Here is a 26,525-nt window from a genome sequence, read left to right on the forward strand (position 1 = left end):
GGCGGCCTTTTTGTTTGTCGCGCCCACCGGGAATGGCACGCGCGGTGGTAGTGCCGGCCGCTGGCCGGCAATTGCGGGAAGCCGGCCAGCGGCCGGCTCTACCAGGAGATCCACGCTGTACGGGGATGGGGTCAGAGCCCTTGCCTGCAGCAAGGGATCCGACCCCAAAGCCATCGGCCTCATCCCACCCGGCATGGCCGGCACAGCGTGGTAGTGCCGGCCGCTGGCCGGCAATTACGGGAAGCCGGCCAGCGGCCGGCTCTACCAGGATCCACGCCATGCGTGGATGGGGTCAGAGTCCTTGCCTGCAGCAAGGGATCCGACCCCAAAGCCATCGGCCTCATCCCACCTGGCATGGCCGGCACAAAGGGGGGTAGTGCCGGCCGCTGGCCGGCAGTTGCGGGAAGCCGGCCAGCGGCCGGCGCTACCAGGAGATCCACGCCATGCGCGGATGGGGTCTCACCCCACCCGGCGCAGGAATTCCTCGGCGTCCATCGGTCGGCCCAGGTGATAGCCCTGCAGCTGGTCGCAGCCCAGTTCGCTCAGGTATTCGCGCTGCGCCTGCGTCTCCACGCCTTCGGCCACCACCTGCAGCTGCAGGGTGCGGCCCAGCGCGATGATCGACGAGACGATGGCGGCATCCTCTTCATTGCATTCCAGATCGTGCACGAACGCGCGGTCGATCTTTAGTTCGGTGGCCGGCATCCGCTTCAGGTACAGCAGGCTGGAATAGCCGGTGCCGAAATCGTCGATGGCGATATGGACGCCCATCGCGGTCAGGTCGTTGAGAATCGCCAGGCTGGCGTCGACATCCTTCATCGCCGTGGTCTCGGTGATCTCCAGGGTCAACCGCGCCGGCTCGATCCGGTGCCGCTGCAGCACCTCGCGCACGCTGTCCAGCAGGGCCGGCGAGGAGAACTGCAAGGGCGACAGGTTCACCGCCATCGACCATCCGGTATGCCCGGCCTCGTGCCATGCACGCAGCTGTGCACAGGCACGGTCCAGTACCCAGTCACCGATCGGCAGGATCAGACCGCTGCGTTCGGCGATGGGAATGAACATATCCGGCGCCAGCAGGCCCAGCTCGGGATGCTGCCAGCGCAGCAGCGCTTCGGCGCCGGTGGCCGGTGCGCCGGCGGCAGGGAACTTGGGCTGGTAGTGCAGCACCAGCTCGTCGCGGGCGATGGCCTTGCGCAGGTCCTGCAGCAGGCGCAGCTGGCGGTTGGCACTGAGCTGCATCGAGGGGGTGAAGAACGTATAGCCGTTCCGGCCGGTCTCCTTGGTGTGGTACATCGCCGCATCGGCGTGTGCCATCAGCTCGCGCTCGTTGCCGGCATCAGCCGGATACAGGGCGATGCCCAGGCTGGCGCTGACCTGCAGCTCGGCTGAATCCAGCAGGAACGGTTCGCCCGCCGCCGCGATGATCCGCTCGGCGACCACCACTGCATCGTCGGGAACATCGATGGCCAGCACGATCACGAACTCGTCGCCGCCGAGGCGGGCGAAGGTGTCCTGTGGCCGCAGCAGGCCGCCGATACGCTGCGCCACCGCCACCAGCAGGCGATCTCCCAGCTGGTGTCCGTACGCATCATTGATCGCCTTGAAGCCATCCAGGTCGCAGAACATCACCGCCACCGCCTGGTTGCGCCGCCGCGCCTTCTCGATGGCCTGCTCGATGCGGTCCTGCAGCAGCATGCGGTTGGGCAGCTGGGTCAGCGGGTCGTGCAGGGCGGCCTGGATCAGCCTGTCGTTGGCGTGCGCCAGTGAATCGGCCAGCAGCCCGGTGCGCACGCGCATCTGCCGGTCGAACAGCGAGGCGACCAGGGCGATGCCCAGGGTCGCCACCGTGGTGACGATCACCAGCACTGCCAGCCAGCGCGTGTCGATGCCGCCGCTGCCGACCGCGCCGCAGATGCTGCCTTCGGGGAAGCGTGCGGCGGCCATGCCGGTGTAATGCATGCCAACGATGGCCAGGCCCATCACCAGCGAGGCCAGTGCGCGCAGGCGCATGGTGTGGCGCTGCTCGGTACGCAGGCGGAAGGCGATCCACAGCGCCGCGCCGGCGGCACCGATGGCTACTGCAATGGAGGCGGCGAACCAGCCCGGGTGATAGTCGATACCCGGCTGCATGCGCATCGCGGCCATGCCGAGGTAGTGCATGGTGGCAATGCCCAGGCCCATCAGCACGGCGCCGGCCAGCAGTCGTCGCCAGGGCAGGCTGGGTCGTGACACCAGCCACAGCGCATAGGCCGAAGCGCCGATCGACACTGCAAGCGAATACAGGGTGATGCCGAGGTCGTAGCCGACCGGGATCGGCAGGTCGAAGGCCAGCATGCCGATGAAATGCATCGACCAGATACCCAGGCCCATCGCCGCCGCGCCGCCGGCCAGCCACCAGCGCGCCACGCGGCCCTCGGCCGTGGCCAGGCGGCCGGCCATGTCCAGCGCCGTGTACGAAGCAAGAATGGCCACCAGCAGGGAGATGGCGACCAGGCTCTGACTGTAACTGCCAGTCATGTTGAATCCAGAGGGGGAGGGAGGGGTGCCCGCAAGGCGCACGCCCGCGACAGCTATCGGCGCGGGTGGGCGGGACTTGAGCGGTCGCAGCACCTGCGACCCGGCTCGGCTATCCTGCCACGCCTGTTCCCGTTGCTGGAAATCATCCGATGGCAAAAGCCCGCACCGCCTACGTCTGCAATGAATGCGGCGCCGAATTCAGCAAGTGGCAGGGCCAGTGCACCGAGTGCAACGCCTGGAACTCGCTGTCGGAAATCGTGCTGGAGAGCGCGGCGGCGGCCAAGGCGCCCGCGTCGCGCCGGGCCGGCTGGGCCGGCAAGATCGACCCGCCGAAGATCACCGCCCTGAAGGACGTGGAGCAGACCGAGCATCGCCGTGTCTCGACCGGCATCGGCGAGTTCGATCGCGTGCTGGGCGGTGGCCTGGTCGAGGGCGCGGTGGTACTGGTTGGTGGCGACCCGGGCATCGGCAAGTCGACCCTGCTGCTGCAGGCGGTGGCGAAGATGGCGGCCGAGCTGCCGGTGCTGTACGTCACGGGCGAGGAGTCGCTGGCCCAGGTGGCCGGCCGCGCACACCGGCTGGAATTGCCGCTGGATGGTGTCAACGCGCTGGCCGAGACCGGCGTCGAGTCGATCCTGCAGCATGCGTCCAAGGCCGGCCCGCGGCTGATCGTGGCCGACTCCGTACAGACCCTGTGGACCGAGAGCCTGACCGCCGCACCCGGCTCGGTCAGCCAGGTGCGCGAGAGCGCGGCGCGGCTGGTGCGTTTCGCCAAGGAGACCGGCACCGCCGTGTTCCTGGTCGGCCACGTGACCAAGGAGGGCGGTATCGCCGGCCCGCGCGTGCTCGAACACATGGTCGATGCGGTGCTGTACTTCGAAGGCGAGAGTGGCAGCCGCTTCCGCCTGCTGCGCGCGTTCAAGAACCGCTTCGGTGCGGTCAACGAGCTGGGCGTGTTCGCGATGGGCGACAAGGGCCTGAAGGAAGTCTCCAATCCGTCGGCGATCTTCCTGTCCGGCGGCAGCACCCACCAACCGGGCAGCTGCGTGATGGTCACGCGCGAGGGTACCCGGCCGCTGCTGGTGGAAGTGCAGGCACTGGTCGATGCGTCGCCGCTGTCGAACCCGCGCCGTGTCGCGGTCGGCCTGGAGCAGAACCGCCTGGCCATGCTGCTGGCGGTGCTGCATCGCCACGGCGGCGTGCTGGTCGGCGACCAGGACGTGTTCGTCAACGTGGTCGGTGGCATCCGCGTGCAGGAGACCGCTGCCGACCTGCCGGTGCTGCTGGCGGTGCTGTCCTCGCTGCAGGACCGGCCGCTGGCGGAAAAGACGATTGCGTTTGGCGAGGTTGGCCTGTCCGGCGAGATCCGACCGGTACCCAATGGCGAAGACCGCCTGCGCGAGGCCGCCACCCATGGTTTCAAGCGCGCCATCGTGCCCAAGGCCAATGCGCCCAAGGGCGGCTCGGTGAAGGGTATGGAAGTGATCGCGGTGGAGCGCCTGTCCGAGGCTATCGACGCGGCGTGATCGCGTCGGGCATGGCCCGGCGTCACCACAGCGCACGTGGAATACGGCGGCCGACACGGTAACGGTCAGCCTCCCTGTGCTAGTTTTTCCCGCTCGACGAAGACGCCCTCTGGCGTCTTTCCGTGCCCAGGAGTAAACGATTACATGCAGGACACCGCGCTCACCGCCCCCAACGCCGAAATCCGTCGTGCCGGGGTCGATCTCAATGGACTGATGACGGTGCTGGGCAAGCACCTGTATTCCACCCCGGTGGTGGCGCTGCGTGAGCTGGTGCAGAACGCGCACGACTCGATCATCCGCCGCCGCATCGAACAGCCCGGCATCGAGGTACCTTCGCGCATTTCGGTGCAGGTCGATGCCGCTGCCGGCGTGCTGCGCATCATCGATACCGGTGCCGGCCTGACCCGCCAGGAGATCCATGACTACCTGGCGACCGTCGGCGTCGGCTACACCCGCGGCCTGCGCCAGGGCGGCGAGGACGATGAGGGCCTGATCGGCATGTTCGGCCTCGGCTTCCTGTCGGCCTTCGTGCTGGCGCGCCGGGTCAGCGTGCGCACCACCTCGTACCAGACGCCGGAACTGGGCCATCTGTACGTGTCCAGCAACGCCGAGCAGTACACCGTCAGCGAAGTGCCGGCACGCGCGGTCGGCACCGAGGTGGAACTGGAGCTGCATCCGGACTTCCTGCCGCTGGCCAACGAGGCGCGCCTGCACGAAGTGCTGGGTCGCTACTGCGCGCTGCTGTCCGAGCCGATCTTCATCGGTGCTGCAGGCGAGGCGCTCAACCCCGAGCCGCCGCCGTGGCGCGGCCAGGGCGATGTGGCCCTGCATCCGGTGCAGGCGCGTCGCCAGGCGCTGCAGTTCGCGGCGCGTTTCGAACATGATTTCGAGCCGATCGTCACCGTGCCGCTGCGTGCCGATGGCAACAGCGATGCCACCGGCCTGCTGTGGGTGCAGGACGGTGCCACCTACGGCACCAGTGACAACCGCAACCTGTCGGTGTTCGTGCGCGGCATGCTGCTGGACGACGATGCGCGTGACCTGCTGCCGCCGTGGGCGGGCTTCATCGGCGGGGTGATCGAATCCTCGCGGCTCACGCCTACCGCCAGCCGCGAAGACCTGCAGCGCGACGACCAGTACCGCGCCGTGCAGCATGCGTTGCTGGAGGCGCTGATTGATGGCCTGGCCGACGTCGCGCGGCAGCAGCCGGAAGCGTGGCGACGTGTATTGAGCCGCCACAACGAGGCGCTGCTGGGCGCGGCGCTGTGCGATGACCGCCTGTTCGACTTGTTGCTGGAGCACGTGCGCGTGCCGACCTCGCAGGGCGATCTGCCTGCCAGTGCGCTGCCCGCACGCGGTGCCGTGCATGTGATCCTCGACAACGGTGGCGGCTTCGAGGAAATGCTGTTCCGCGCGATGGGCGTGCCGGTCGCGCATGGCCATCGCTATGCAGTAGTGCCGTTCCTGCGCCGCTGGGCCCAGGCCAAGGGACTGCGTCTGGTCGAGCTCGGCACCGAGCAGGGCAACCGCGCGCTGTTCCGCAGCGATGACAGCCTCGACGAGGCGCAGCTGGCATGGCTGCGCGAGCAGCTGGGTGACGGCGAACAATTGCTGCCGGCACGCTTCAGTCCCGAGTCGCTGCCGGTGGTGGTGGTGCCCGACCGCGAAGCCGAGCTGAAGCAGCGCCTGGAAGACGATGAGAACGACAAGCGCGTTTCAATGGCGGCGCTGCGCCTGGCGCGTCAGTTCACTGCGCGCATCGAATCGCGTGCGCCATCGCGGCTGTACCTCAACCTCGACAACCCGGCGGTGCAGGCGCTGCTGCGCGCCCAGCGCGACGGCCACCCGCAGGCCGAAGCCGCAGCGCGCCTGCTGCGCTCACTGAAGATCATCGTCGCCGCGCAGGGCCGTCCACTGGCCCGCGCGACCGCCACGCCCGGCCCGGATCTCAACGGCGCCTTCACCGATATCGCCGGTGCCCTGCAGCAGATGCTGCGCTGAGCACCGCATCCTCTCATCCAGCCTTCGCTAGACAGGAGTACTTACCCCATGGACATCTGGAACTGGGTCGAAAAACTGCAGGGTGACCTGCGCCAGGCCGGCCAGGCGCAGAATGCGCACCTGCTGAACCGCCTCGCCGACGAGGTGAGCGAACTGCGTGTCGACCGCGTTGACGCGCTGCTGCCCGAAGCGCGAGCGCTGGGCAAGGCGCTGGACAACCCGTGGGTCGACGTCTACGTCGGTCACTGGGCGCTGCGCAACCGCGTCGGCAACCGCGTCGAAGGCGAGAGCGCGCTGGGCGAAGCCGTGGCGCTGTTCGAGCGTGCGCATCGCGAGGACACCCTGGAGTGCCCGCAGTCGATCTGCGTGACCCAGGATCTTGCCGCCTGCTACGGCAACATCGATGGCCCCGGCTGGGTGCCGGAGCGTATCGAGGTGTGCGATGAAACACTGGGTCGCATCGACCCGAGCTGGGCCTGCTTCCAGTGCCTGAGTTGCGAGAAGGCCGATGCACTGCTTGATGATGGCCGCGGCCAGGACGCGCTGGACTACCTGCAGGTGCAGTCGGATGCGATCGAAGCCTGCGGCAAGGAAGTGTTCGACAGCTTCCCGGAGATGCAGATCAAGATCCTGCTGGGCATGGGCCGCGCCGAAGAAGCGCTGCTGCTGATCGAGAAGCGCGAGGCCGAAGTGGCCGCGTCCGGCGAGTACGAGCCGGCCAACTGCACGGTGCCGCGCCGCCTGTCCAAGGCGTGGGCGCTTGCGCAGCTGGACCGCGACGAAGAGGCCTTGCAGCAGCTGGTGCCGTGGAGCGAGCTGACGCCTACCTACTGGCGGCTGTGGGCGAACACCGCCGCAGCGCTGTGCCGGCGTGATCCCGCACGCAATACCTGGGACCTGGGTACGCGCTTCAACACCATCATCGAACACTTTGCCGAGGTTGGCTCGCACCGCCTGCTGATCGAAGTCGCTGCGCTGAGCCTGGAGCTGGCCCTGCAGCGTGGCGCACGCTGGGTGGCGCTGCGCCAGCTGGAACTGGCGCGTACCCATCTGGCACAGCTGCGCCAGGACCGTGGGGCGGCTGCGCTGGTGGCCGGCCTGGCGGCACGCATCGATGCATTGCCGGATGTGGCGCCGTTGCCGGTGCCGGCCGCTGAACTACTGGTTTGGCTGAACGAGCAGGGAGAGCAGAACCAGTCGCGCGATCCCGAAGGTGAGGCGCAGTGGCTGCTGCAGGCACAGGCGCAGCTGCCAGATGACGAGGCGCTGGCCGAGATGGCTGCCTCCGCGCTGAGCGCCTGTGGGGCGCAGACGGAAGCGCGCGCATTGCTGTGGCGCTTCGTGCGCGCACACACGCAGGATGATGGCCCGGCCGCCTACACGCTGATGCGCTGGCTGACCGAGCAGGGCGACGACGAAGGCCTGCGCCAGCTGGCTGATGCCTATCGCGGCAGCGTGCCGGTGTTCGCGCACTGGTGCGAGGTGCAGCGCGCCCGTCGCGTGTCCGACTGGCCGGCACTGGAGCAGGCCGCGCAGGCGCTGCTGGCGGCCTCGCCGGGCTCGCATGGCGCACGCGGTACGCTGGCGCGGATGTACATGGAAACCGGTCGCTTCAGCGAGGCGCAGGCCTGCTATGCGCAGCTGGTGGAGCTGCTGGAAGAACCCAACGCCGCACACTGGGACCACATGAGCGCGGCCAGCGCGGCACGCGACTGGGATGCGGTGCGCCGCTCGGCGGCGGCGATCGGCATGGAGCTGTCCAGCCAGGACGGCGTGGTCGAGGAGCCGTGGGGCTGGGTGATCATCCGCAGCGAAGATAACGGCGAGCCGATGGAGTACTACGCGCGCCGCAGTGGCCCGGTCACCGCACGTATCGTCGAGAACGCACCGGCCAACCGTGCCCAGCAGGTGGGCGACTGGGTGGTGTTCGATGCTGCGCTGGTGCACCCGGCGCCGGAGGAGGAGGAAGCGCGCGAGCATTTCATCCCGACCTATGCGCAGGTGCATGTCCTGGAGCGCGGCGGCTTCGCCCGCAGCTGGCTGATCGACGGCGCGCACCCGGGCGAAGACGCGTGGAATGCCTTTGTCGCAGCGGCCGAGGCGCAGGGCTGGCAGGTGTGGTCGCACAGCCGCCCGGACTACACCGTGACCGATCCGGACGAGGAGGAGGGCACGCTGCCGGGCCTGCTGTTCACCGTCGCCCAGCCGCAGGACCATGCACCGCTGGCGCTGCACCGCTTCCTGCAGCAGGAAACCGCGAAGTGGCAGCATCCGCATTGCTGGCTGCGGCTGGCCGAAGCCTGCGACCAGGATCGCCAGCCGCACCTGGACGTGATCGAGCGTTACGGCTTGTAAGCCTGGTATCGGGTAGTGCCGGCCGCTGGCCGGCAGCGCCGGGATATCCTGTGTTGCCGGCCAGCGGCCGGCACTACCTCAAGGAGAAATACATGCGAAAGACAGGGATGTTCATGATCGCCGGGCTGCTGCTGGCCCCCACCGTGCAGGCCGCACCGGCCTGCCAGGAACCAGTGGCTGTCGCCCGTGCCTTCTACGAGGCAACCACCGGCAATGGCGATCTGCTGGAACCGCCGCCGGCGCTGGTCAGCCCGGCCTTCGGCAAGGCCCTGCGTGGCGAGCGCGCCTGCCAGGTGCGTGAGGAAGGCATCTGCACCATCGATTCGGACCCGTGGCTGGATGCGCAGGATGGCGACATCGAGAGTCCGGTGCGCTACATCTGGAAAGAGGTCTCGGCGACGTCCGGCCAGGTCGAGATGCGCTATTCGGTATGGAAGAAGGCCTACGTGACCCGGTTGCCGATGGTGCGCCAGGGGCAGGGCTGCTGGCAGGTGGATGACATCATTACCAACAGCGGTCGCTCGGTACGGAAGATCCTGGCCCAGCCGCTGCCTTGACCGTCTGCGGCATCCACGCAGGGTGCGGTCCTGTTGCCGGCCAGCGGCCGGCACTACCAGGGTGGGTGCCGACCGTTGGCCGGCACACCGCTATCGCGAATGCCCGAACACCAGTTCGATCGCGAACTGGCTGCCGAAGAAGGCCAGCAGCAGCAACAGCATTGCCGCCAGCGTCCAGTGCACCGCCTTCATGCCGCGCCAGCCGTAGCGGCGACGGCCGATCAGCAGCACGCCGAACACGATCCACGACAGCACGCTCAGCACCGTCTTGTGCACCAGCTTCTGCGCCAGCAGGTCGTCGACGAACAGCACGCCGGTGACCAGGGTCAAGGTCAGCAGCGCGAAGCCGACGGTGATCACCCGGAACAGCAGCGATTCCAGATCGGCCAGCGGCGGCAGGGCGCGCAGCCACGGCCGGAACTCGCGGCGGCGCAGGGCGCGTTCCTGCAGCCACAGCATGATCGCCAGCAGCGCGGCGATGCTCAGCGTGGCGTAGGCCAGCAGCGCCAGCCAGGCGTGGCTGGCCAGGCGCCAGCCCAGCACCTTGCTCGGTTCGTGGCCGTAGCCGTGGTAGGCCAGCAGCAGTACCGCGGCCAGCGGGAACACCACCACGCCCAGTGCCGACATGCGCCCGCGCGCGCCGACCAGCGAGGTCAGCCAGGCCATGCCCAGGCCGACCAGCGACAGCGCGGCGAAGAAGTGCATGTCCGGCCCGCCGTTGGTGCGCATCGCCACCATCACGTGGTAGCCGCCGTGCAGCAGCATCGCCGGCAGGGCGGGCCACAGCCAGGCGGGAGAGCCGGTGCTTTCATCGCGGCCAAGCGCACGCACCAGCAGGGCGCTGGCGGCCAGGTAGAGCAGGGCGGCGATGAGAACGATTAACATCGTTGCAGTTTCGCATACCCCTGCGGTGGTGGCGACGGCCCTGTGGTCGCAGTCCGGGGAGGGGAGCGGACCCGTTATACTGTCTGCCTTATTGTCCCCCGCTTTCAGACAGGTTGCGCCGCATGTTCGAGTCACTGACCCAGCGCCTTTCCGGCACCATCGAGCGCCTGCGTGGCCGCGGCCGCCTGACCGAGGAGAACATCCGCGAGGCCACCCGTGAGGTCCGCATCGCGCTGCTCGAAGCCGACGTTGCGCTGCCGGTGGTGCAGGCCCTGATCGAGCGCATCAAGGTGCGCGCGGTCGGCCAGGAAGTGCTGAAGTCGCTGACCCCGGGCCAGGCCCTGATCAAGGTCGTGCGCGACGAGCTGACCGCGGTGATGGGCGCCGAAGCCAGCGACCTGAACCTCAATGTGCCCGCTCCGGCCATCATCCTGATGGCGGGCCTGCAGGGCGCCGGCAAGACCACCACGGTGGGCAAGCTGGCCAAGCACCTGAAGGAAAAGCGCAAGAAGAAGGTGATGGTGGTCTCGGCCGACGTCTACCGTCCGGCCGCGATCGAGCAGCTGAAGACTCTGGCCGAGCAGGTCGGCGTGCTGTTCTTCCCGTCCAGCGCCGACCAGAAGCCGGAAGCCATCGTCCGCGCCGCCATCGACGACGCACGCAAGTCGTTCGTCGACGTGCTGCTGGTCGATACCGCCGGCCGCCTGGCCATCGACGAAGCAATGATGGCCGAGATCAAGGCCCTGCACGCGGCGGTGAATCCGGCCGAAACATTGTTCGTGGTCGACGCTATGACCGGCCAGGACGCGGCCAACACCGCCAAGGCCTTCGGCGACGCCCTGCCGCTGACCGGCGTGGTGCTGACCAAGACCGACGGTGACGCCCGTGGCGGTGCCGCGCTGAGCGTGCGCTACATCACCGGCAAGCCGATCAAGTTCGTCGGTGTCAGCGAGAAGCCGGAAGGCCTGGACGTATTCCACCCGGATCGTATCGCCAGCCGCATCCTCGACATGGGCGACGTGCTGTCGCTGGTCGAGCAGGTCGAGCAGCAGGTCGACAAGGACAAGGCCGCCAAGCTGGCCGAGAAGGTCGCCAAGGGCAAGAAGTTCGACCTGAACGACATGCGTGACCAGCTGGAGCAGATGCAGAACATGGGCGGCATCGGCGGCCTGATGGACAAGCTGCCGGGCCTGGGCAACATCCCCGACCATCTGAAGCAGCAGGTCAGCCAGGGCAAGGAAGTGCCGCGCATGATCGCCATCATCAGCTCGATGACCAAGAAGGAACGGCGCAACCCGAACCTGCTCAACGGCTCGCGCCGCGCGCGCATCGCCAAGGGCTCGGGCGTGACCCCCGCTGACGTCAACAAGCTGATGAAGCAGTACATGCAGATGGAAAAGATGATGAGCAAGATGGCCGGCGGCGGCATGAAGGGCATGTTGCGCAGCATGAAGGGCATGATGGGCGCCATGGGCGGCCGCGGCATGCCGTTCCGTTGATGCAGCGACGGGGCCGGCGCGCATTGCGACGCGGCCCCGGTCACAACGACTGGCGTATGCTGGATGGCGACTTCTCCAACAGGTATGTCGCGTGAATGCATCGCCGATTCTTGAACGCGCCGACACCTTCTGTCGGCGTTTTTCATTGCAGCTTCCGATCCTGCTGGCACCGATGGCCGGTGCCTGCCCGGTGCCGCTGTCGGCCGTGCTGGCCAACGCCGGCAGCATGGGCGCGATGGGCGCGGTGTTGTCCTCTTCGGCCGATATCGGTCGCTGGATGGACGATTTCCGCGCCGCTTCGACCGGTCCGGCGCAGGTGAACCTGTGGGTGCCGGATCCCGCACCGACCCGTGATGTTGCCGCCGAGGCCGCCAGCCGCGCCTTCCTCGCGCAGTGGGGCCCGGACGTGCCGGCCAGCGCTGCCGACGCCACGCCCGCCGATTTCGAAGAACAGTTCGCTGCGTTGCTTGCGGCACGTCCGGTGGTGGCCTCGACCATCATGGGCGTGCTGCTGCCACGCCACGTGCAGCAGCTGAAGGACGCCGGCATTGCCTGGATCGCCTGCGCGACCACCTTGTCCGAAGCGCGTGCGGCACAGGACGCCGGTGCCGACGCGGTGGTGGCACAGGGCGTGGAAGCCGGTGGCCATCGCGGCGCGTTCGATCCGGCGATGGCCGAGCGTCAGTTGGTCGGCCTGTTTGCGTTGTTGCCGCGCCTGGCCGATCACCTGCAGATTCCGGTGATCGCCGCCGGTGGCATCGCCGACGGCCGTGGCATTGCTGCCGCACTCACCCTGGGGGCCAGCGCCGTGCAGATCGGCACTGCCTTCCTGCGCACGCCCGAAGCGGCGATCGCTTCAGCGTGGGCCGATGGATTGGCGGCCAGCGAACCGGAAGATACCTGGCCGACCCGCGCCTTCAGTGGCCGCCTGGGGCGTGGCCTGGCGACACCCTATGTGCGCGCCGCCACTGCGGAAGGCGCACCGGCGCCACGCCCGTACCCGGTGCAGCGCGGCCTGACCGCGCCGATGCGCAGGCAGGCCGTGCAGGAAAATCGTCTTGCAGCGATGCAGGCCTGGGCCGGGCAGTCGGCGTGGATGGCCCCGGCACAGCCGGCCGCCGACGTGTTGCGCGGGATGTGGGAACAGGCGCAGGCGCTGCTGCGATGACCGTGACCTGCAACGGCCAACCGGCGCAGGTGGAGGATCTGCTGCCTGCACTGGTCAACTATGGCCACTTCACCTCGCTGCAGGTGCGCGGTCACGCCGTGCAGGGACTGGACCTGCATCTGGCGCGGCTGTCGCAGGCCACGCGCGAACTGTTCGGCAGCGAACTGGACGCGGCGCAGGTGCAGGGCTGGATGGCGCAGGCGCTGCAGCAGGCCGGCCTGGCCGATGCCTCGCTGCGGGTGACGGTGTACTCGCGCCGCTTCGATTTCCGCAATCCGCTGGCGGCCGTACCGGTGGACGTGCTGGTGGCGGTGTCCGCGCCGGTGGCGCTGACCGCACCGAAGCGGGTGCGCAGCGTGGTGTGGCAGCGCGAACTGCCGCAGATCAAGCACGTCGGCACCTTCGGCCTGTTTGCCGAGCGCCGTGCGGCGATGGCGGAAGGGTTCGACGATGTGCTGTTCGTGACCGCTGATGGCGTGATGAGTGAAGGCAGCACCTGGAACCTGGCCGTGCACGATGGTGAGCGCCTGCTCTGGCCACAGGCGCCGGCCCTGCGCGGTACTGCCGAGACGTTGTTGAAGCAGCATTGGCCGGGGGCACAGCTGACGCGGCCGTTGGCACTGGCTGAACTGGATAGCGTGAAGGCCGCTTTTGCCTGCAACGCCAGCGGCCTATGGGCGCTGGACGCCATCGACGGGCATGTCCTGCCGGGTTCGCAGGCACTGGCTGAACAGGGCAGGGCAGTGCTGGCGGCGGTGGCTTGGGACAGATTGGGGTGAAAACCCCCGCAGGGCATGGCCCGGCGCTGCCGTGAAGGCGGATTCACCCCTGGGGTTGGCTCGGCCGGGCTCTGCCGCTATAATCGCCCGCTTACCTCGCCATCCTGGCGACTGGGCAATAGGAAAAACACCATGGTCAAGATTCGACTGACCCGCGGCGGCGCCAAGAAGCGTCCGTTCTACCACATCATCGTCACCGACGTGCGCAGCGCGCGCGACGGCCGCAACATCGAGCGCGTTGGCTTCTACAACCCGGTCGCCCAGGGCGCCGAGAAGCGCATCGAGCTGGACCTGGCCCGCGTTGACCATTGGGTCAAGAACGGCGCCCAGCCGACCGACAAGGTCCGCAACCTGATCAAGGAAGCGACCAAGTCCCAGGCCGCTGCGGCCTGATCCTGACGGGCCACGCTTCGGCGTGGCCCTCTTGGTTGAAGCAGATGAAAGATATCGAGCGCCGCATCCTGCTGGGCAGGGTTGTCGGCGCTTTTGGTGTGCGCGGCGAGATCAAGCTCGAGTCCTGGACCGAGCCACGTTCCGCCATTTTCCGTTACCAGCCGTGGATCGTGCGCAGCCCGTCTGGCGTGGAAACCACGATTGAAGGTGTACGCGGCCGCGACAGCGGCAAGCACCTGGTCGCCCGTTTCCCCGGCATCGAGGACCGCGATACCGTTGAAGCGATGCACGGCACCGAGATCTACGTGGCCCGCAGTGCATTGCCGCCGCCGAAGCCCGACGAGTATTACTGGGTGGACCTGGAAGGCCTGGACGTGAAGACCACCGAGGGCGTTGCCCTGGGCCAGGTCTCGCACCTGTTCAGCACCGGCGCCAACGACGTGGTGGTGGTCCGTGGTGACCGCGAACGGATGATTCCGTTCGTGCAGCCGGACTTCGTCAAGTCGGTCGACTTCGAGGCCAACCTGGTCGTGGTCGACTGGGATCCCGAGTTCTGAGTGTGAGCATGCGTTTCGACGTCATCACCCTGTTCCCCGAGTTCCTCGCCCAGTCCGCTGGACTGGGCGTGGTCGGGCGCGCGCAGGAGAAGGGCCTGTTCAGCCTGCATGGCTGGAATCCCCGTGATTACGCCGAAGGCAACTACCGCCGGGTGGACGACCGTCCGTTCGGTGGTGGCCCGGGCATGGTGATGCTGATCGAGCCGCTGCAGGCCTGCCTGCAGGCGATCCGTGATGCTGATCCGACCCCGACGCGGGTGATCCATCTCAGCCCGCAGGGGGCGCCGTTGACCCAGGCCAAGGTGCGGGAACTGGCGGCGCTGCCGCGCATGGTCCTGCTCTGTGGCCGCTACGAAGGCATCGACGAGCGTTTCCTGGAGGCCAATGTCGACGAGGAGATTTCCCTCGGCGACTACGTGCTGTCCGGTGGCGAGCTGGGCGCGGCGGTGATCATCGACGCCGTGGCCCGCCTGCAGGACGGTGCCCTGAACGACGCGGAATCGGCGGCGCAGGACAGCTTCGAGGGCGACCTCGGCCTGCTCGACTGCCCGCATTACAGCCAGCCGGCCCAGCACCCGCTGGGTGACGTGCCGGACGTGCTGCGCTCGGGCAACCACGCGGCCATCGCGGCCTGGCGCCGCCAGCAGTCGCTGGTCCGTACCGCCCAGCGGCGCCCGGACCTGTTGGATGAACAGGCGTTGGGCAAGGCCGACCGCAAGCTGCTGGAGCAGGCCCGTCAGGCCCAGAAACACAAGGCCAGCCCCTAGCGCAGGGCTGGCGTTATCGGCTATCATGGCCAATTCCCGTCGGCCCCGGCCGGCGCGCGCAGTACCCAAAACAAACGTGCAGCACAGTCCGGTGACTGCATGAGCCTACGTTGTCGATACGACACGCCCACCCGAACAAGAATCGGTGTAACCCATGAGCAAGCTGAACAAGTCCATCGTCGCGGAATTCGAATCCGCCCAGATCACCCGTGAACTGCCGAAGTTCAGCCAGGGCGACACCGTTGTCGTCAACGTGAAGGTGAAGGAAGGCAGCCGCGAGCGCGTGCAGGCCTACGAAGGCGTTGTCATCGCCACCAAGAACGCCGGCCTGAACTCCTCGTTCACCGTCCGCAAGATCTCGCACGGCTACGGCGTCGAGCGCGTTTTCCAGACCCACAGCGCCATCATCGACTCGGTCGAAGTGAAGCGTCGTGGTAAGGTCCGCGCCGGCAAGCTGTACTACCTGCGTGGCCTGGAAGGCAAGGCTGCCCGCATCAAGGAAGACCTGGCTGCCGCTGCTGCCGCCAAGGCTGCCCGTCTGGCCGAAAAGGCCTGATAAACAACTTCGGTTGTTGCCGCGACGGCCACCTTCGGGTGGCCGTTTGCGTTTCCGGCATCGCTTCGGCCACGATCAGGGGATGAACGACATCAACCCGCGCTATCCCGCCGTGATCCAGTCGGCGCTGCGCTTCCTCGACGGCAAGGGGCTGGCGCGCGTGCAGTCGGCACCGCTGCTGCATCGCCTTCTGTGGCGCATGGGCATCGCACTGCCACCGCCGATCCTGGCCGGCTTCGGCACCAATGCGCTGGTGCAGGGTCTGCTGTTCGGGCTGTTCTGGACCGCGCTGATGTGGCTGATGCTGTGGCAGGGCAGTGAGCGCCCGCTGGCCCTGCTGCTGGCGGCCGGACTGTTGGCCGGTGCGCTGTTCGGCGTGGTGATGGCGGCCTTGATGCGCTCGCTGCGCCGCCACCGCAAGCTGCCGGACTGGCAGCAGTTCCGGGCGCGGCAAGCGGACTGAGCCGATGGCGCACTGCGCCGTGACCATTGCGGACAGGCCGCGCTAGGCTGCGGTTTCATCCCGATGGACGTGCTGTGCGATGCCTGCCAAGCGAACCGCACCTTCCACCGCGCCCGCGCTGTTGTCAGGCGGCAACCCGCAGATCGCCAAGGGCGAAGGCGATGCGCCGGTGCAGGCCTATATCGCGGCGATGCCGGACTGGAAGCGGCCGATCGGAGCACAGCTGGACGCGCTGATCGAACAGGCTGTACCCGGTGTGCACAAGGCAGTGAAGTGGAATTCGCCGATGTATGCGGTTGCGCCGGGCGAAGGCTGGTTTCTCAGCTTCCACTGCTTCACCCGCTACATCAAGGTGGCGTTCTTCCGCGGCGCTGCGCTGAAGCCGGTGCCGCCGGAGCCGTCGAAGAGTGCTGATACGCGCTACCTGCACATCCAGCAGGAGGGTGCGTTGGATGAGGCGCAGTTCCTCGACTGGGTGCGCCAGGCCGCGGCATTGCCCGGCGAGCGCATGTAAGTGCATCGTTCCGATCTCCCTGCCGACGAGAACCGCTGATGGCCACGCATGCACCGAACCCTGCCGATGCCGGAACCCCGGCCGCTGAACTGATCGATGCACGCATCGCCGAGCTGGGCGACTGGCGTGGCGAGGCGCTGGCACGCGTGCGTACCTTGATCCATGAGGCGCTGCCGGACGTGCAGGAAACCTGGAAGTGGCGCGGCACGCCGGTGTGGGAGCACAACGGCATCCTGTGCACCGGCGAAACCTACAAACAGGCGGTGAAGCTGACCTTTGCCAACGGTGCGGCGTTGGCCGATCCGAAGGGCCTGTTCAACGCCAGCCTGGACGGCAACACGCGACGTGCGATCGACATCCATGAAGGCGCGATGCCGGATGCCGCCGCGTTCAAGGCACTGCTGCGCGCGGCGGCCACGTTCAACGCTGCCAAAAAGAAGAAACGGTAGAGCCGGCCGCTGGCCGGCTGTTGCGCGATGCTTCCGGAGGGGCTTGAGGTTGCCGGCCAGCGGCCGGCATTACCGAGGTAATGACCGGCGACGAAGAAGAAGCGGTAGAGCCGGCCGCTGGCCGGCTGTTTTGCGATGCCCCCGGAGGGGTTTGAGGTTGCCGGCCAGCGGCCGGCACTACCGTGGTAATGACCGGCGGCGAAGAAGAAGCGGTAGAGCCGGCCGCTGGCCGGCTGTTGCGCGATGCTTCCGGAGGGGCTTGAGGTTGCCGGCCAGCGGCCGGCACTACCGTGGTAATCACCGGCGGCGAAGAAGAAGCGGTGGAGCCGGCCGCTGGCCGGCTGTTGCACGATGCTTCCGGAGAGGTTTGAAGGTGCCGGCCAGCGGCCGGCACTACCGTGGTAATGACCGGCGGCGAAGAAGAAGCGGTGGAGCCGGCCGCTGGCCGGCTGTTGCACGATGCTTCCGGAGAGGTTTGAAGGTGCCGGCCAGCGGCCGGCACTACCGTGGTAATGACCGGCGGCGAAGAAGAAGCGGTAGAGCCGGCCGCTGGCCGGCTGTTGCGCGATGCTTCCGGAGGGGTTTGAGGTTGCCGGCCAGCGGCCGGCACTACCGTGGTAATGACCGGCGGCGAAGAAGAAGCGGTAGAGCCGGCCGCTGGCCGGCTGTTGCGCGATGCTTCCGGAGGGGTTTGAGGTTGCCGGCCAGCGGCCGGCACTACCGTGGTAATGACCGGCGGCGAAGAAGAAGCGGTAGAGCCGGCCGCTGGCCGGCTGTTGCGCGATGCTTCCGGAGGGGCTTGAGGTTGCCGGCCAGCGGCCGGCACTACCGCAGTGGCGCGGCATCCGGGTCGGCCACCGGAGACGGCGGGCAGGCCGGAATCTCCGACGGCGTGGCCAGTTCTTCGGCGTGCGAGGGCTTGCCCATCATCTTCGCCTTGCGCCAGCCACCCCAGCGGTAATAGGCCAGTGACAGCAGCATCGAGACCAGCGAGCTGACCGGGAAGCTCCACCAGATCGCATCGGCGCCCCAATACGGCTGCAGCAGTTCGGCGAATGGCACGCGCACGCCCCACAGCGAACCGGCCAGGATCAGCAGCGGCGGAATCACTGCGCCGGTGGAGCGAACCACGCCGGAGATCACGAAGCTGACGCCGAAGAACAGGAACGAGCCGATCACCACGTGGTTGAGGTGGCGGGCGATGTCCAGCGCCTGGCTGGCCGGTGGCAGGAACAGTGCCAGCAGCTGGCGATCGAACACCACCAGCGGCAGGATCAGCGCGCCGGTCAACAGGAAGTTGAACAGCACGCCCTGGCGCGCGGTACCGCGCACGCGATCCCAGCGCTGCGCACCGACGTTCTGTGCCGCCATCGAAGAACACGCCGCACCGATCGCCATCGCCGGCATCTGCAGGTAGTTCCACAGCTGCAGGGCAGCGCCGTAACCGGCGCCGGTGTCGGTGCCGTATTGGTTGACCATGGTCATCAGCAGGATCACCGACAGCGAGATCAGCACCATCTGCAGGCCCATCGGCACGCCCTTGATGACCAGCGCCTTGAGGATGGTCAGGTCGAGCTTGAACAGGCGCATGTCGGCGCGGCCCAGCCACAGGGTGTGGCGCTTGTGCCGCATGTACAGCAGCAGGCCGGCCAGCGACAGCGTCTGCGCGACCAGCGTGGCCCAGGCCGAACCGGCAATGCCCAGCGCCGGGAACGGCCCCATGCCGAAGATCAGTACCGGGTTCAGCACGATGTCCAGTGCCACCGACACCATCAGGAAACGGAACGGCGTGCGCGAGTCACCGGCACCGCGCAGTGCAGCGGTGAGGAAGGCGAACGCGTACAGCGTCGGCATCGCCAGGAAGATGATCTGCAGATAGGCTTCGGCCAACGGCAGCGAGGCGGCCGGCGTGCCCATCGCCGCCAGCAGCGGATGGGCCATGAACCAGCCGGCGATGGCGATGATCACCGACAGGCCGATGAAGAAGGTGGCGCTGGTACCGACCACGCGCCGTGCCTGCGCGATGTCGCGCGCACCGATCGCCTGGCCGATCAGGATGGTCGAGGCCATGCCGAAGCCGAACACCGAGCCGATCAGGAAGAACATGATGTTGTTGGCGTTCGCGGTGGCGGTCAATGCCGCCTCGCCGAGGAAGCGCCCCACCCAGACCGCATTCACCGAACCGTTCAGCGACTGCGCGATGTTGCCCGCCAGGATCGGCAGGGAGAACAGCAGAAGATTGCGGCCGATCGGGCCGGAGGTCAGGTCAAGCGGCGCTTTGGCCATGGAGTGGTGATCGAATCCCGGGAGGCGCACACTAGCACCAAGCCGGTTTGCAGGATGTGGCAATGCATCAACGACTGCAGATGAAATGGAGCCTGGCGCTGGCCTTGATCGGCACCGCACTGGCCGCATGTTCGACAGGTGACCGGCTGGGCGATAGCCAGGTGCGGCCGACCGACCGTCCCGAGTGCCTGGTCGGCAGCCAGCGCCAGGATCTTTCCGCTGGTGTACCCGCCTTGATCGGGGGCAGCGGCTGCCGCACCGACCCCGACCATCCGCGTCCTCTGAACAAGCCACCGGAGTAGTCCGCACCGATGCCTGAGCTTTCCCCGTTGTCGCCCAGTGTCCGCCTGGACATCTGGTTGTGGGCGGCCCGTTTCTTCAAGACCCGCAGCCTGGCCAAGCAGGCCATCGAGACCGGCAAGGTCAGCGTGGCCGGGCAGCGCCCGAAGTCCTCGCGCGCGGTGCGCGTGGGTGAGCAGCTGCAGGTCGACCGCGGCGAGGAGCATTTCGAGATCCAGGTGCTGGGCCTGAGCGACCAGCGCGGGCCGGCGCCAACGGCACAGCAGCTGTACGCCGAGAGCGAGGCTTCGAAGGCGCGCCGTGCCGAACAGCGTGCACTGCGCATTGCCGCACGCGATGGTTTCCAGCCGCCGGAACACAAGCCGGACAAGCGCGCGCGGCGTTTGATCCGGGCCTTGGGTGACATCGACGCGCTCTAGCGAAATCCTGATTCCAACGGATTGTTCCTATCGCGGTGCGAAACAAAGCGCCGGTCACGGTGCGTTCGGATTGCGCTGGGCAGGCTGGTTTTTCACCTATCGGAGGCCTGCCCATGCGTCGTCTGCTGTTATGCCTGTCCCTGCTTGCTGCGGCGCCACTGCACGCTGCCGACATCACCTTCTGGGACGTTCCGCAACGCGGTGGCAACAGCATGAACATGTCGCCTCCGGACCGGAAATACTTCGAGGCGCTGCGTGCGACCGGTGCGACCTGGGTGCGGCTGGTGCCGGACAAGTGGAAGGGGCAGGGCGGTCGTGACTTCCTGATCGGCAACGCCGATGACTATCGCGGACTGGTTCCGGCCGACCTGGCCACGCTGCGACGGGTGCTGGATGACGCCGATGCGGCCGGGCTGAAAGTGGTGCTGACGCCGCTGTCGCTGCCGTTGCTGCGCTGGAAGCAGCACAACGGCGATGTGGTCGACCAGCGCCTGTGGCAGTCCTTCGACAACCATGTGCCGGCCCGTCGCTTCTGGCATGACCTGGCCACGGCGCTGAAGGGTCATCCTGCCTTGGCCGCCTACAACCTCATCAATGAGCCGGTGCCCGAGTACGGTGCAGGCCTGGCCGAGCATGCGTCCACTGAGGCGATGCAGCGGTGGTATGCCGGTGTGCAGGACGGCCCACGCGATCTGCGCCGCTTCTACTCGGAACTGATCGCCAGCATCCGCGAGGTCGACACCGCGATGCCGCTGATGCTGGATGCGGGCTGGTATGCCGCCGCCGACGGTTTCAACTACTGGCCGGCACCGCTGGCGGATTCGAAGCTGCTGTACAGCGTGCACATGTACGAGCCGTATGCAGCAACCAGTGCACCGAACCAGACGCGTGCCAAACCCTGGCGCTATCCGGCGCAGGTGCCGTTCGGTGCAGGCAGCGAGCATTGGGATGCGGCGCGTGTACGCCGTTACCTGCAGCAGCCGATGACGTGGGCCGCCTCGCATGGCGTCGGTGCCAACCGCATGGTGGTGGCCGAATTCGGCTGCATGCGGCGGTGGCCGGACTGCAGCCGCTACCTGCAGGATGTGCTGCAGGTGCTGGAGCAGGACAAGGTGCACTGGGCCTTCTACGCCTTCCGCGAGGATGGCTGGGACGGCATGGACTACGAACTGGGCGACAAGCCGCTGCCGTGGTCGTACTGGCAGGCGCAGGAAAAGGGCGGCCATGTCGAGCCGCCGCGCTCGATGCAGGCGCCCTTGTTCGCACCGATCCTGCAGCGTTTGAAGGCGGGCAACCGGTAAGCCGCCGGGCCTGGCCCGGCGCTACCCATGGCGATGCCGGTAGCGCCGGCCCATGTCCGGCCAGGCTTTCCCTCAGCGCTTGCCGCCGAGCAGATTGCCGCCCAGCTTGAGCAGATCGCCCACGCCCAGCTGACCATCACCATCCTGGTCCAGCAGGCTGCCGAGCAGGCCACCGGCAAGACCGCCCTGTTGCTGCACCTGCCGCTTTTCCTGGCCCAGGGCCTGGCTGAGCGAGCCGGCATCGGCCTGGCCGCCGCCGAGACGCTGGGCGAGGAAGGCCATCACGATCGGGGCAAGAATCTGCAGCAGCTGGCTGGTGCGGCCGCTGTCGAGCTGGGTGGCCTGGGCCAGGCCGGTCTCCACCTTCTGCTGGCTGCCGCCGAAGATGTGGCCGAGGATGCCGGCACCGTCGCTGGCGGCACCACCGCCACCACCACCCAGTACCGAGCCGAGCACGCTGCCCAGGTCCAGGCCGCTGTGGTTGTTCTGCAAGGCGCCGAGCAGGGCCTGCGCGCCCTGCGGCTGCGAGGCGTTGTTGCCCAGCGCGCCCATCAGCACCGGCAGCGCGGCACTGATCGCGCCGGAAGCCTGGGTATCGCTGATGCCGAGCTGCTGCGACACCTGCTGCAGCGGGGCGCCCTGCAATTTGGCGAGAAGTTCATCGGTCAGGCTCATCTGCGGAATCCTTGATTGGGGTTGGGCGTGCAGAAGGTACGACGCGGACCGTTAAAACGGCGACGCCGCCTCACGGGGAGGCGGCGTGCCGTTCACGGGGGAGGGCGATCAGAGCTCGATGTCTTCGGCGCCCGGGGTCGCGGTGGGGAAGTCCGCTTCCGGCTGCGCCGGCTTGAACGGATCCGACGGCTGGCTGGCCAGCGCCTTCAGCGCCGCGGCAACACCGGCACCGTAGGCCGGGTCGGCCTTGCTGCAGTTGTCGATGTGGCGCTGCTTGATGAAGTCCGGCGCATCGCCCAGGGCACGGGCGGTGTTGGCGAACAGGCGGTCCTTCTGTGCCTGGTTGTAGCTGCGGAACAGCGCACCGGGCTGGCTGAAATAGTCGGCGTCGTCCTCGCGGAAATTCCAGAAGTCGGCGTCGCCCCGGATCTTCATCGGCGGTTCGCGGTACTGCGGCTGCTCCTGCCACTGGCCGTAGCTGTTCGGCTCGTAGTGCGGCAGGCCGCCGTAGTTGCCGTCCACGCGCATCGCACCATCGCGGTGGTTGCTGTGCACCGGGCAGCGCGCGGCGTTCACCGGAATCTGGTGGTGGTTCACGCCCAGGCGGTAGCGCTGCGCATCGGAATAGGCGAACAGGCGTGCCTGCAGCATCTTGTCTGGCGACGGGCCGATGCCCGGAACCAGGTTGCTCGGTGCGAACGCCGACTGCTCCACGTCCTGGTACCAGTTGACCGGGTTGCGGTTCAGTTCGAACTGGCCCACTTCGATCAGCGGGTAGTCGCTCTTCGGCCACACCTTGGTCAGGTCGAACGGATGCACGCGGTAGGTTTCCGCGTCCAGCTCCGGCATGACCTGGATGAACAGCTTCCACTTCGGGAAGTCGCCCTTCTCGATCGCGGCGAACAGGTCGCGGCCGTGGCTTTCGCGGTCATGGCCGACCAGGATCTGCGCCTGCGCGTCGGTCAGCGATTCGATGCCCTGCTGGCTGACGAAGTGGAACTTGACCCAGAAGCGTTCGCTGTCGGCATTGGTGAAGCTGTAGGTATGCGAGCCGAAGCCGTGCATGTGGCGGAAGCTGCGCGGAATGCCGCGGTCGCTCATCACCACGGTCACCTGCAGCAGGGCTTCGGGCAGCAGCGTCCAGAAGTCCCAGTTGTTGCGCGCGCTGCGCAGGTTGGTATGCGGGTCGCGCTTCACGGCCTTGTTGAGGTCGGCGAACTTGCGCGGGTCGCGCAGGAAGAACACCGGCGTGTTGTTGCCGACCAGGTCCCAGTTGCCTTCTTCGGTGTAGAACTTCAGCGCGAAGCCGCGGATGTCACGCTCGGCGTCGGCGGCGCCACGCTCGCCGGCCACCGTGGTGAAGCGGGCGAACATCTCGGTCTGCTTGCCGACCTTCTCGAACAGCTTGGCGCGGGTGTACTTGCTGATGTCGTGGGTGACGGTGAAGGTGCCGAACGCGCCCGAGCCCTTGGCATGCATGCGGCGCTCGGGAATGATCTCGCGGTTGAGGTTGGCCAGCTTTTCCAGCAGCCACACGTCTTCCATCAGCAGCGGGCCACGCGGGCCGGCGGTCTTGCTGTTCTGGTTGTCCACCACCGGTGCGCCGAAGGCCGTGGTCATCGGCGTGACCGGATCATCGCCGTGCTTCTGCTTGGGCGTGGTGCTCAGTTCACGCTGCTGCTGGGCGCCTTCCGCAGGCGACGGCGCGGTGTGATACGGGCACTTGGGGCTGTTGTTATCGGACTGGCTCATGGCTGGCTCCTGCGGGTGAAGACGGGATGGAACATCTTCACTCGACTTTAGCTAGGGCCAGATGAAATGAATAATCGAATGATCCATTCAGGTTGATAGATTCTGTCAATTGAAACTCAGAATCGGATTTGCAGAACCTTTCGATGGGCCTCCCGCAAGGTAGGCGGGGAGGCCTTGGGCGTGCGCTGCGGTTACAGCAGCGCCTTCAACCGGTACAGGGCTTCCAGCGCCTGCTTCGGGGTCAGCTCGTCCGGGTCGATGGCGGCCAGCGCTTCCTGGGCCTTGTTCGACGGTGCTGCGAACAGCCCGAACTGCTGTGGCGCATCCAGCGCCTGCGGCGCCAGTTCGGCGGCATGGCTTTCACCGCCACGTTGCTCCAGCTCGGCCAGGCGACGACGCGCCTGCGCCACGGTGGCGCGCGGCAGGCCGGCCAGTGCGGCCACCTGCAGGCCGAAGCTGCGGTTGGCGGGGCCGTCCTTCACTGCGTGCATGAACACCAGCGCTTCGCCGTGCTCGACGGCATCCAGATGCACGTTGGCGATGCCGCTGCGGCCACCCTCGTGCTGCTCGTCGGCCAGCGCGGTCAGCTCGAAGTAGTGGGTGGCGAACAGCGTGTAGCAGCGGTTCTGGTAGGCTAGGTGACGGGCCACCGCGTCGGCCAGCGCCAGGCCATCGTAGGTGGACGTGCCACGGCCGATCTCGTCCATCAGCACCAGCGAATGGGCGGTGGCGTGATGCAGGATGTAGCTGGTTTCGGCCATCTCGACCATGAAGGTCGACTGCCCGCGGGCAAGGTCGTCGCCGGCGCCGATGCGGGTCAAGATGCGGTCGATCGGGCCGATCAGCGCACGGCTGGCCGGCACGAAGCTGCCGATGTGGGCCAGCAGCACGATCAGCGCGTTCTGCCGCATGTAGGTCGATTTACCGCCCATGTTCGGGCCGGTGATGACCAGCATGCGACGGTCCGGATGCAGATCCAGATCATTGGGTTCGAACGGCTGCTCGCGCACCGCCTCGACCACCGGGTGGCGGCCACGCTCGATCTTCAGGCACGGCTCGGCCTGCAGCTCCGGGCGCGCCCAGTCCAGCGCCTGCGCGCGTTCGGCGAAGGCCGCCAGTACGTCCAGTTCGCTCAGCGCGGCGGCGCATTGCTTCAGCGGTTCCAGTTGGCCGCCGAGGGTGTCCAGCAGCTGCTCGTACAGGTACTTCTCGCGCGACAGCGAGCGGTCACGCGCGGACAGCACCTTGTCTTCGAACGCCTTCAGTTCTTCGGTGATGTAGCGCTCGGCATTGGTCAGCGTCTGGCGGCGGGTGTAGTGCACCGGCGCGCGGTCGGACTGGCCCTTGCTGATCTCGATGTAGTAGCCGTGCACGCGGTTGTAGCCCACCTTCAGGGTGGGAATGCCGCTGCTTTCGCGCTCGCGCTGTTCCAGGTCGACCAGGAACTGGTCGGCGTGGGTGGACAGGCGGCGCAGCTCGTCCAGCTCTTCATCGAAGCCATCGGCGAGCACGCCGCCGTCGCTCAGCTTCAGCGGCGGCATTTCGGCGATGGCGCTGGCCAGCAGCTGCGCGCACTCATCGTGTTCGCCCAGCGCGGCATGCAGGGCCTGCAGGCGCGGCGAATCCAGCGGCGCCAGCACGTCGCGCACCGCCGGCAGCAGGCCCAGGCCATCGCGCAGGGTGGAGAAATCGCGCGGACGCGCCGAACGCAGTGCGACGCGGGTGAGGATGCGTTCCAGGTCGCCGAGGCGGCGGAACTGCTCGCGGATATCGGCGTCGCTGCCGCGGTGGATGAGGGTTTCCACTGCGTGGTGGCGCTGCACCAGCACCTCGCGCAGGCGCAGCGGGCGGTGCAGCCAGCGCCGCAGCAGGCGCCCGCCCATCGGCGTCACCGTGCTGTCGAGCACGCCCAGCAGGGTATTGCGGGTATCGCCGTCGACGCGCGTATCCAGTTCCAGGTGGCGGCGGGTGGCGGCGTTCATCGCGATCGCTTCGCCTGCGGTTTCCATCGCGATCGAGGTCAGGTGCGGCAGGCGCTGCTTCTGGGTTTCCTCGACATAGCCGAGCAGGGCACCGGCGGCAGCGGTCGCGCGCGGCTTGTCGTCGATGCCGAAGCCGCTCAGGTCATGCAGCTTGAAGAAATTCAGCAGCTGGCGGCGGCCGCTGTCGGCATCGAACAGCCACGGCGCGCGGCGACGCACGCCGGTGCGCTGGCGCAGGAACTCCGGCCAGTTCTCCTCGTCGGGCACCAGCAGCTCGGCCGGCTCCAGCCGCGCCAGTTCGGCTTCCAGCGCGTCGTCGGTTTCCACCTCGTTGACCAGGAAGCGGCCGCCGGCCAGGTCGGCCCAGGCCAGGCCGTAGCCCTGCTTGCTGCGCGACAGGGCCATCAGCAGGGTGTCGCGGCGTTCATCCAGCAGCGCCTCGTCGGTGACCGTGCCGGGGGTGACGATGCGCACCACCTTGCGCTCGACCAGGCCCTTGGCCAGCGCCGGGTCGCCGATCTGCTCGCAGATCGCCACCGACTCGCCCAGCGCCACCAGCCGTGCCAGGTAGCCTTCATAGGCATGTACCGGCACGCCGGCCATCGGGATCGGTGCGCCGCCGGAGCTGCCGCGCTGGGTCAGGGTGATGTCGAGCAGGCGCGCCGCCTTGCGGGCGTCGTCATAGAACAGTTCGTAGAAGTCACCCATGCGGAAGAACAGCAGCAGGTCCGGGTAATCGGACTTGGCCGCGAAGAACTGCTTCATCAGCGGGGTGTGTTCCTTGGACGCCTTGGCGTTGCTGGTGTTGTCTTTTGTATCAGTCA

The 26,525-nt window shown here is 67.6% G+C and carries 23 protein-coding genes; 17 read left to right on the top strand and 6 right to left on the bottom strand.

Going from position 1 to position 26,525, the window contains the following annotated elements; translation table 11 throughout:
- Window positions 1–459: 459 nt before the first annotated feature.
- Window positions 460–2,517 carry a putative bifunctional diguanylate cyclase/phosphodiesterase gene (locus tag ACSYS9_RS06010; RefSeq protein ID WP_071227732.1) on the bottom strand — a complete coding sequence of 686 codons (2,058 nt, stop codon included), beginning with the start codon at window positions 2,515–2,517 and terminating at the stop codon, window positions 460–462.
- Window positions 2,518–2,666: 149 nt separating this feature from the next.
- Between ACSYS9_RS06010 and radA the strand changes: the two genes are divergently transcribed.
- The 4 genes from radA to ACSYS9_RS06030 all read left to right on the top strand — a co-directional run bounded on the left by radA (window position 2,667) and on the right by ACSYS9_RS06030 (window position 8,956).
- The gene (gene radA, locus ACSYS9_RS06015; protein WP_014646395.1) at window positions 2,667–4,043 is read left to right on the top strand and encodes a DNA repair protein RadA; all 1,377 of its coding nucleotides are present in this window, start codon (window positions 2,667–2,669) and stop codon (window positions 4,041–4,043) included.
- A gap of 144 nt (window positions 4,044–4,187) precedes the next feature.
- Window positions 4,188–6,044, top strand: coding sequence for an ATP-binding protein (locus ACSYS9_RS06020; RefSeq protein WP_071227731.1), 1,857 nt, complete (start codon window positions 4,188–4,190; stop codon window positions 6,042–6,044).
- A 48-nt stretch (window positions 6,045–6,092) separates the two neighbouring features.
- A complete protein-coding gene (locus ACSYS9_RS06025) occupies window positions 6,093–8,399 on the top strand; it encodes a tetratricopeptide repeat protein (RefSeq protein WP_071227730.1) in 2,307 nt (768 codons plus the stop codon).
- 92 nt (window positions 8,400–8,491) lie between these two features.
- Window positions 8,492–8,956: a hypothetical protein gene (locus tag ACSYS9_RS06030; protein ID WP_049424469.1), complete on the top strand. Its 465-nt coding sequence runs from the start codon at window positions 8,492–8,494 to the stop codon at window positions 8,954–8,956.
- A gap of 90 nt (window positions 8,957–9,046) precedes the next feature.
- On the opposite strand, the gene ACSYS9_RS06035 is transcribed toward ACSYS9_RS06030, so the two are convergent.
- Window positions 9,047–9,841, bottom strand: a complete 795-nt coding sequence (locus ACSYS9_RS06035) for a cytochrome C assembly family protein (protein ID WP_012510433.1) — start codon at window positions 9,839–9,841, stop codon at window positions 9,047–9,049.
- Between the two features lie 122 nt (window positions 9,842–9,963).
- Between ACSYS9_RS06035 and ffh the strand changes: the two genes are divergently transcribed.
- From ffh to ACSYS9_RS06085, 10 genes are all read left to right on the top strand, one after another.
- A complete protein-coding gene (gene ffh, locus ACSYS9_RS06040; RefSeq protein WP_005408591.1) occupies window positions 9,964–11,340 on the top strand; it encodes a signal recognition particle protein in 1,377 nt (458 codons plus the stop codon).
- Window positions 11,341–11,431: 91 nt separating this feature from the next.
- Window positions 11,432–12,508 (top strand): NAD(P)H-dependent flavin oxidoreductase, encoded by a 1,077-nt coding sequence (locus ACSYS9_RS06045; RefSeq protein ID WP_071227729.1) that lies wholly within the window; start codon window positions 11,432–11,434, stop codon window positions 12,506–12,508.
- Entirely contained in the window at window positions 12,505–13,287 is a 783-nt protein-coding gene (locus tag ACSYS9_RS06050) for an aminotransferase class IV family protein (RefSeq protein WP_071227728.1), read from the top strand. The genes ACSYS9_RS06045 and ACSYS9_RS06050 overlap by 4 nt, the downstream gene beginning before the upstream one ends.
- A 132-nt stretch (window positions 13,288–13,419) precedes the next feature.
- Complete coding sequence (gene rpsP / locus ACSYS9_RS06055) at window positions 13,420–13,680, top strand: 30S ribosomal protein S16 (RefSeq protein ID WP_005415733.1); 261 nt, start codon at window positions 13,420–13,422, stop codon at window positions 13,678–13,680.
- Between the two features lie 44 nt (window positions 13,681–13,724).
- The gene (gene rimM / locus ACSYS9_RS06060) at window positions 13,725–14,237 is read left to right on the top strand and encodes a ribosome maturation factor RimM (protein ID WP_071227727.1); all 513 of its coding nucleotides are present in this window, start codon (window positions 13,725–13,727) and stop codon (window positions 14,235–14,237) included.
- 8 nt (window positions 14,238–14,245) lie between these two features.
- A complete protein-coding gene (gene trmD, locus ACSYS9_RS06065) occupies window positions 14,246–15,004 on the top strand; it encodes a tRNA (guanosine(37)-N1)-methyltransferase TrmD (protein ID WP_071227726.1) in 759 nt (252 codons plus the stop codon).
- A 154-nt stretch (window positions 15,005–15,158) separates the two neighbouring features.
- Window positions 15,159–15,560, top strand: coding sequence for a 50S ribosomal protein L19 (rplS, locus tag ACSYS9_RS06070; RefSeq protein WP_005408597.1), 402 nt, complete (start codon window positions 15,159–15,161; stop codon window positions 15,558–15,560).
- Window positions 15,561–15,642: 82 nt separating this feature from the next.
- Window positions 15,643–16,023 (top strand): DUF6404 family protein, encoded by a 381-nt coding sequence (locus ACSYS9_RS06075; RefSeq protein ID WP_049398969.1) that lies wholly within the window; start codon window positions 15,643–15,645, stop codon window positions 16,021–16,023.
- A 79-nt stretch (window positions 16,024–16,102) separates the two neighbouring features.
- Window positions 16,103–16,537, top strand: a complete 435-nt coding sequence (locus ACSYS9_RS06080) for a DUF1801 domain-containing protein (RefSeq protein WP_032127553.1) — start codon at window positions 16,103–16,105, stop codon at window positions 16,535–16,537.
- A gap of 38 nt (window positions 16,538–16,575) precedes the next feature.
- Window positions 16,576–16,986, top strand: a complete 411-nt coding sequence (locus ACSYS9_RS06085; protein ID WP_071227725.1) for a DUF1801 domain-containing protein — start codon at window positions 16,576–16,578, stop codon at window positions 16,984–16,986.
- Window positions 16,987–17,811: 825 nt separating this feature from the next.
- On the opposite strand, the gene ACSYS9_RS06090 is transcribed toward ACSYS9_RS06085, so the two are convergent.
- The gene (locus ACSYS9_RS06090; protein ID WP_049399635.1) at window positions 17,812–19,272 is read right to left on the bottom strand and encodes an MATE family efflux transporter; all 1,461 of its coding nucleotides are present in this window, start codon (window positions 19,270–19,272) and stop codon (window positions 17,812–17,814) included.
- A gap of 62 nt (window positions 19,273–19,334) precedes the next feature.
- Between ACSYS9_RS06090 and ACSYS9_RS06095 the strand changes: the two genes are divergently transcribed.
- The 3 genes from ACSYS9_RS06095 to ACSYS9_RS06105 all read left to right on the top strand — a co-directional run bounded on the left by ACSYS9_RS06095 (window position 19,335) and on the right by ACSYS9_RS06105 (window position 21,292).
- Entirely contained in the window at window positions 19,335–19,574 is a 240-nt protein-coding gene (locus ACSYS9_RS06095; RefSeq protein WP_071228517.1) for a hypothetical protein, read from the top strand.
- A gap of 9 nt (window positions 19,575–19,583) precedes the next feature.
- A complete protein-coding gene (locus tag ACSYS9_RS06100; protein ID WP_004149153.1) occupies window positions 19,584–19,991 on the top strand; it encodes an RNA-binding S4 domain-containing protein in 408 nt (135 codons plus the stop codon).
- A gap of 113 nt (window positions 19,992–20,104) precedes the next feature.
- The gene (locus ACSYS9_RS06105; RefSeq protein ID WP_032127549.1) at window positions 20,105–21,292 is read left to right on the top strand and encodes a glycoside hydrolase family 5 protein; all 1,188 of its coding nucleotides are present in this window, start codon (window positions 20,105–20,107) and stop codon (window positions 21,290–21,292) included.
- A gap of 72 nt (window positions 21,293–21,364) precedes the next feature.
- On the opposite strand, the gene ACSYS9_RS06110 is transcribed toward ACSYS9_RS06105, so the two are convergent.
- The 3 genes from ACSYS9_RS06110 to mutS form a co-directional block, all read right to left on the bottom strand.
- Complete coding sequence (locus tag ACSYS9_RS06110; protein WP_071228516.1) at window positions 21,365–21,967, bottom strand: DUF937 domain-containing protein; 603 nt, start codon at window positions 21,965–21,967, stop codon at window positions 21,365–21,367.
- A gap of 108 nt (window positions 21,968–22,075) precedes the next feature.
- The gene (locus ACSYS9_RS06115; RefSeq protein ID WP_049424487.1) at window positions 22,076–23,719 is read right to left on the bottom strand and encodes a catalase; all 1,644 of its coding nucleotides are present in this window, start codon (window positions 23,717–23,719) and stop codon (window positions 22,076–22,078) included.
- A gap of 191 nt (window positions 23,720–23,910) precedes the next feature.
- Entirely contained in the window at window positions 23,911–26,466 is a 2,556-nt protein-coding gene (gene mutS, locus ACSYS9_RS06120; protein ID WP_440569394.1) for a DNA mismatch repair protein MutS, read from the bottom strand.
- Window positions 26,467–26,525: the final 59 nt, after the last annotated feature.

The sequence above is a fragment of the Stenotrophomonas sp. STK17_22 genome, assembly GCF_051983905.1.
GTDB lineage: Bacteria > Pseudomonadota > Gammaproteobacteria > Xanthomonadales > Xanthomonadaceae > Stenotrophomonas > Stenotrophomonas maltophilia_A.

Excerpts from the sequence above, each read along its gene's own strand:
- rpsP (WP_005415733.1), top strand. The coding sequence starts at position 13,420 with ATGGTCAAGATTCGACTGACCCGCGGCGGCGCCAAGAAGCGTCCGTTC.
- ACSYS9_RS06100 (WP_004149153.1), top strand. The coding sequence starts at position 19,584 with ATGCCTGAGCTTTCCCCGTTGTCGCCCAGTGTCCGCCTGGACATCTGG.
- rimM (WP_071227727.1), top strand. The coding sequence starts at position 13,725 with ATGAAAGATATCGAGCGCCGCATCCTGCTGGGCAGGGTTGTCGGCGCT.
- ACSYS9_RS06075 (WP_049398969.1), top strand. The coding sequence starts at position 15,643 with ATGAACGACATCAACCCGCGCTATCCCGCCGTGATCCAGTCGGCGCTG.
- ACSYS9_RS06085 (WP_071227725.1), top strand. The coding sequence starts at position 16,576 with ATGGCCACGCATGCACCGAACCCTGCCGATGCCGGAACCCCGGCCGCT.
- ACSYS9_RS06010 (WP_071227732.1), bottom strand. The coding sequence starts at position 2,517 with ATGACTGGCAGTTACAGTCAGAGCCTGGTCGCCATCTCCCTGCTGGTG.
- ACSYS9_RS06050 (WP_071227728.1), top strand. The coding sequence starts at position 12,505 with ATGACCGTGACCTGCAACGGCCAACCGGCGCAGGTGGAGGATCTGCTG.
- ACSYS9_RS06090 (WP_049399635.1), bottom strand. The coding sequence starts at position 19,272 with ATGGCCAAAGCGCCGCTTGACCTGACCTCCGGCCCGATCGGCCGCAAT.
- ACSYS9_RS06110 (WP_071228516.1), bottom strand. The coding sequence starts at position 21,967 with ATGAGCCTGACCGATGAACTTCTCGCCAAATTGCAGGGCGCCCCGCTG.
- ffh (WP_005408591.1), top strand. The coding sequence starts at position 9,964 with ATGTTCGAGTCACTGACCCAGCGCCTTTCCGGCACCATCGAGCGCCTG.
- ACSYS9_RS06095 (WP_071228517.1), top strand. The coding sequence starts at position 19,335 with ATGCATCAACGACTGCAGATGAAATGGAGCCTGGCGCTGGCCTTGATC.
- radA (WP_014646395.1), top strand. The coding sequence starts at position 2,667 with ATGGCAAAAGCCCGCACCGCCTACGTCTGCAATGAATGCGGCGCCGAA.
- rplS (WP_005408597.1), top strand. The coding sequence starts at position 15,159 with ATGAGCAAGCTGAACAAGTCCATCGTCGCGGAATTCGAATCCGCCCAG.
- ACSYS9_RS06020 (WP_071227731.1), top strand. The coding sequence starts at position 4,188 with ATGCAGGACACCGCGCTCACCGCCCCCAACGCCGAAATCCGTCGTGCC.
- ACSYS9_RS06030 (WP_049424469.1), top strand. The coding sequence starts at position 8,492 with ATGCGAAAGACAGGGATGTTCATGATCGCCGGGCTGCTGCTGGCCCCC.
- ACSYS9_RS06105 (WP_032127549.1), top strand. The coding sequence starts at position 20,105 with ATGCGTCGTCTGCTGTTATGCCTGTCCCTGCTTGCTGCGGCGCCACTG.
- ACSYS9_RS06080 (WP_032127553.1), top strand. The coding sequence starts at position 16,103 with ATGCCTGCCAAGCGAACCGCACCTTCCACCGCGCCCGCGCTGTTGTCA.
- ACSYS9_RS06025 (WP_071227730.1), top strand. The coding sequence starts at position 6,093 with ATGGACATCTGGAACTGGGTCGAAAAACTGCAGGGTGACCTGCGCCAG.
- ACSYS9_RS06115 (WP_049424487.1), bottom strand. The coding sequence starts at position 23,719 with ATGAGCCAGTCCGATAACAACAGCCCCAAGTGCCCGTATCACACCGCG.
- mutS (WP_440569394.1), bottom strand. The coding sequence starts at position 26,466 with ATGAAGCAGTTCTTCGCGGCCAAGTCCGATTACCCGGACCTGCTGCTG.
- trmD (WP_071227726.1), top strand. The coding sequence starts at position 14,246 with ATGCGTTTCGACGTCATCACCCTGTTCCCCGAGTTCCTCGCCCAGTCC.
- ACSYS9_RS06035 (WP_012510433.1), bottom strand. The coding sequence starts at position 9,841 with ATGTTAATCGTTCTCATCGCCGCCCTGCTCTACCTGGCCGCCAGCGCC.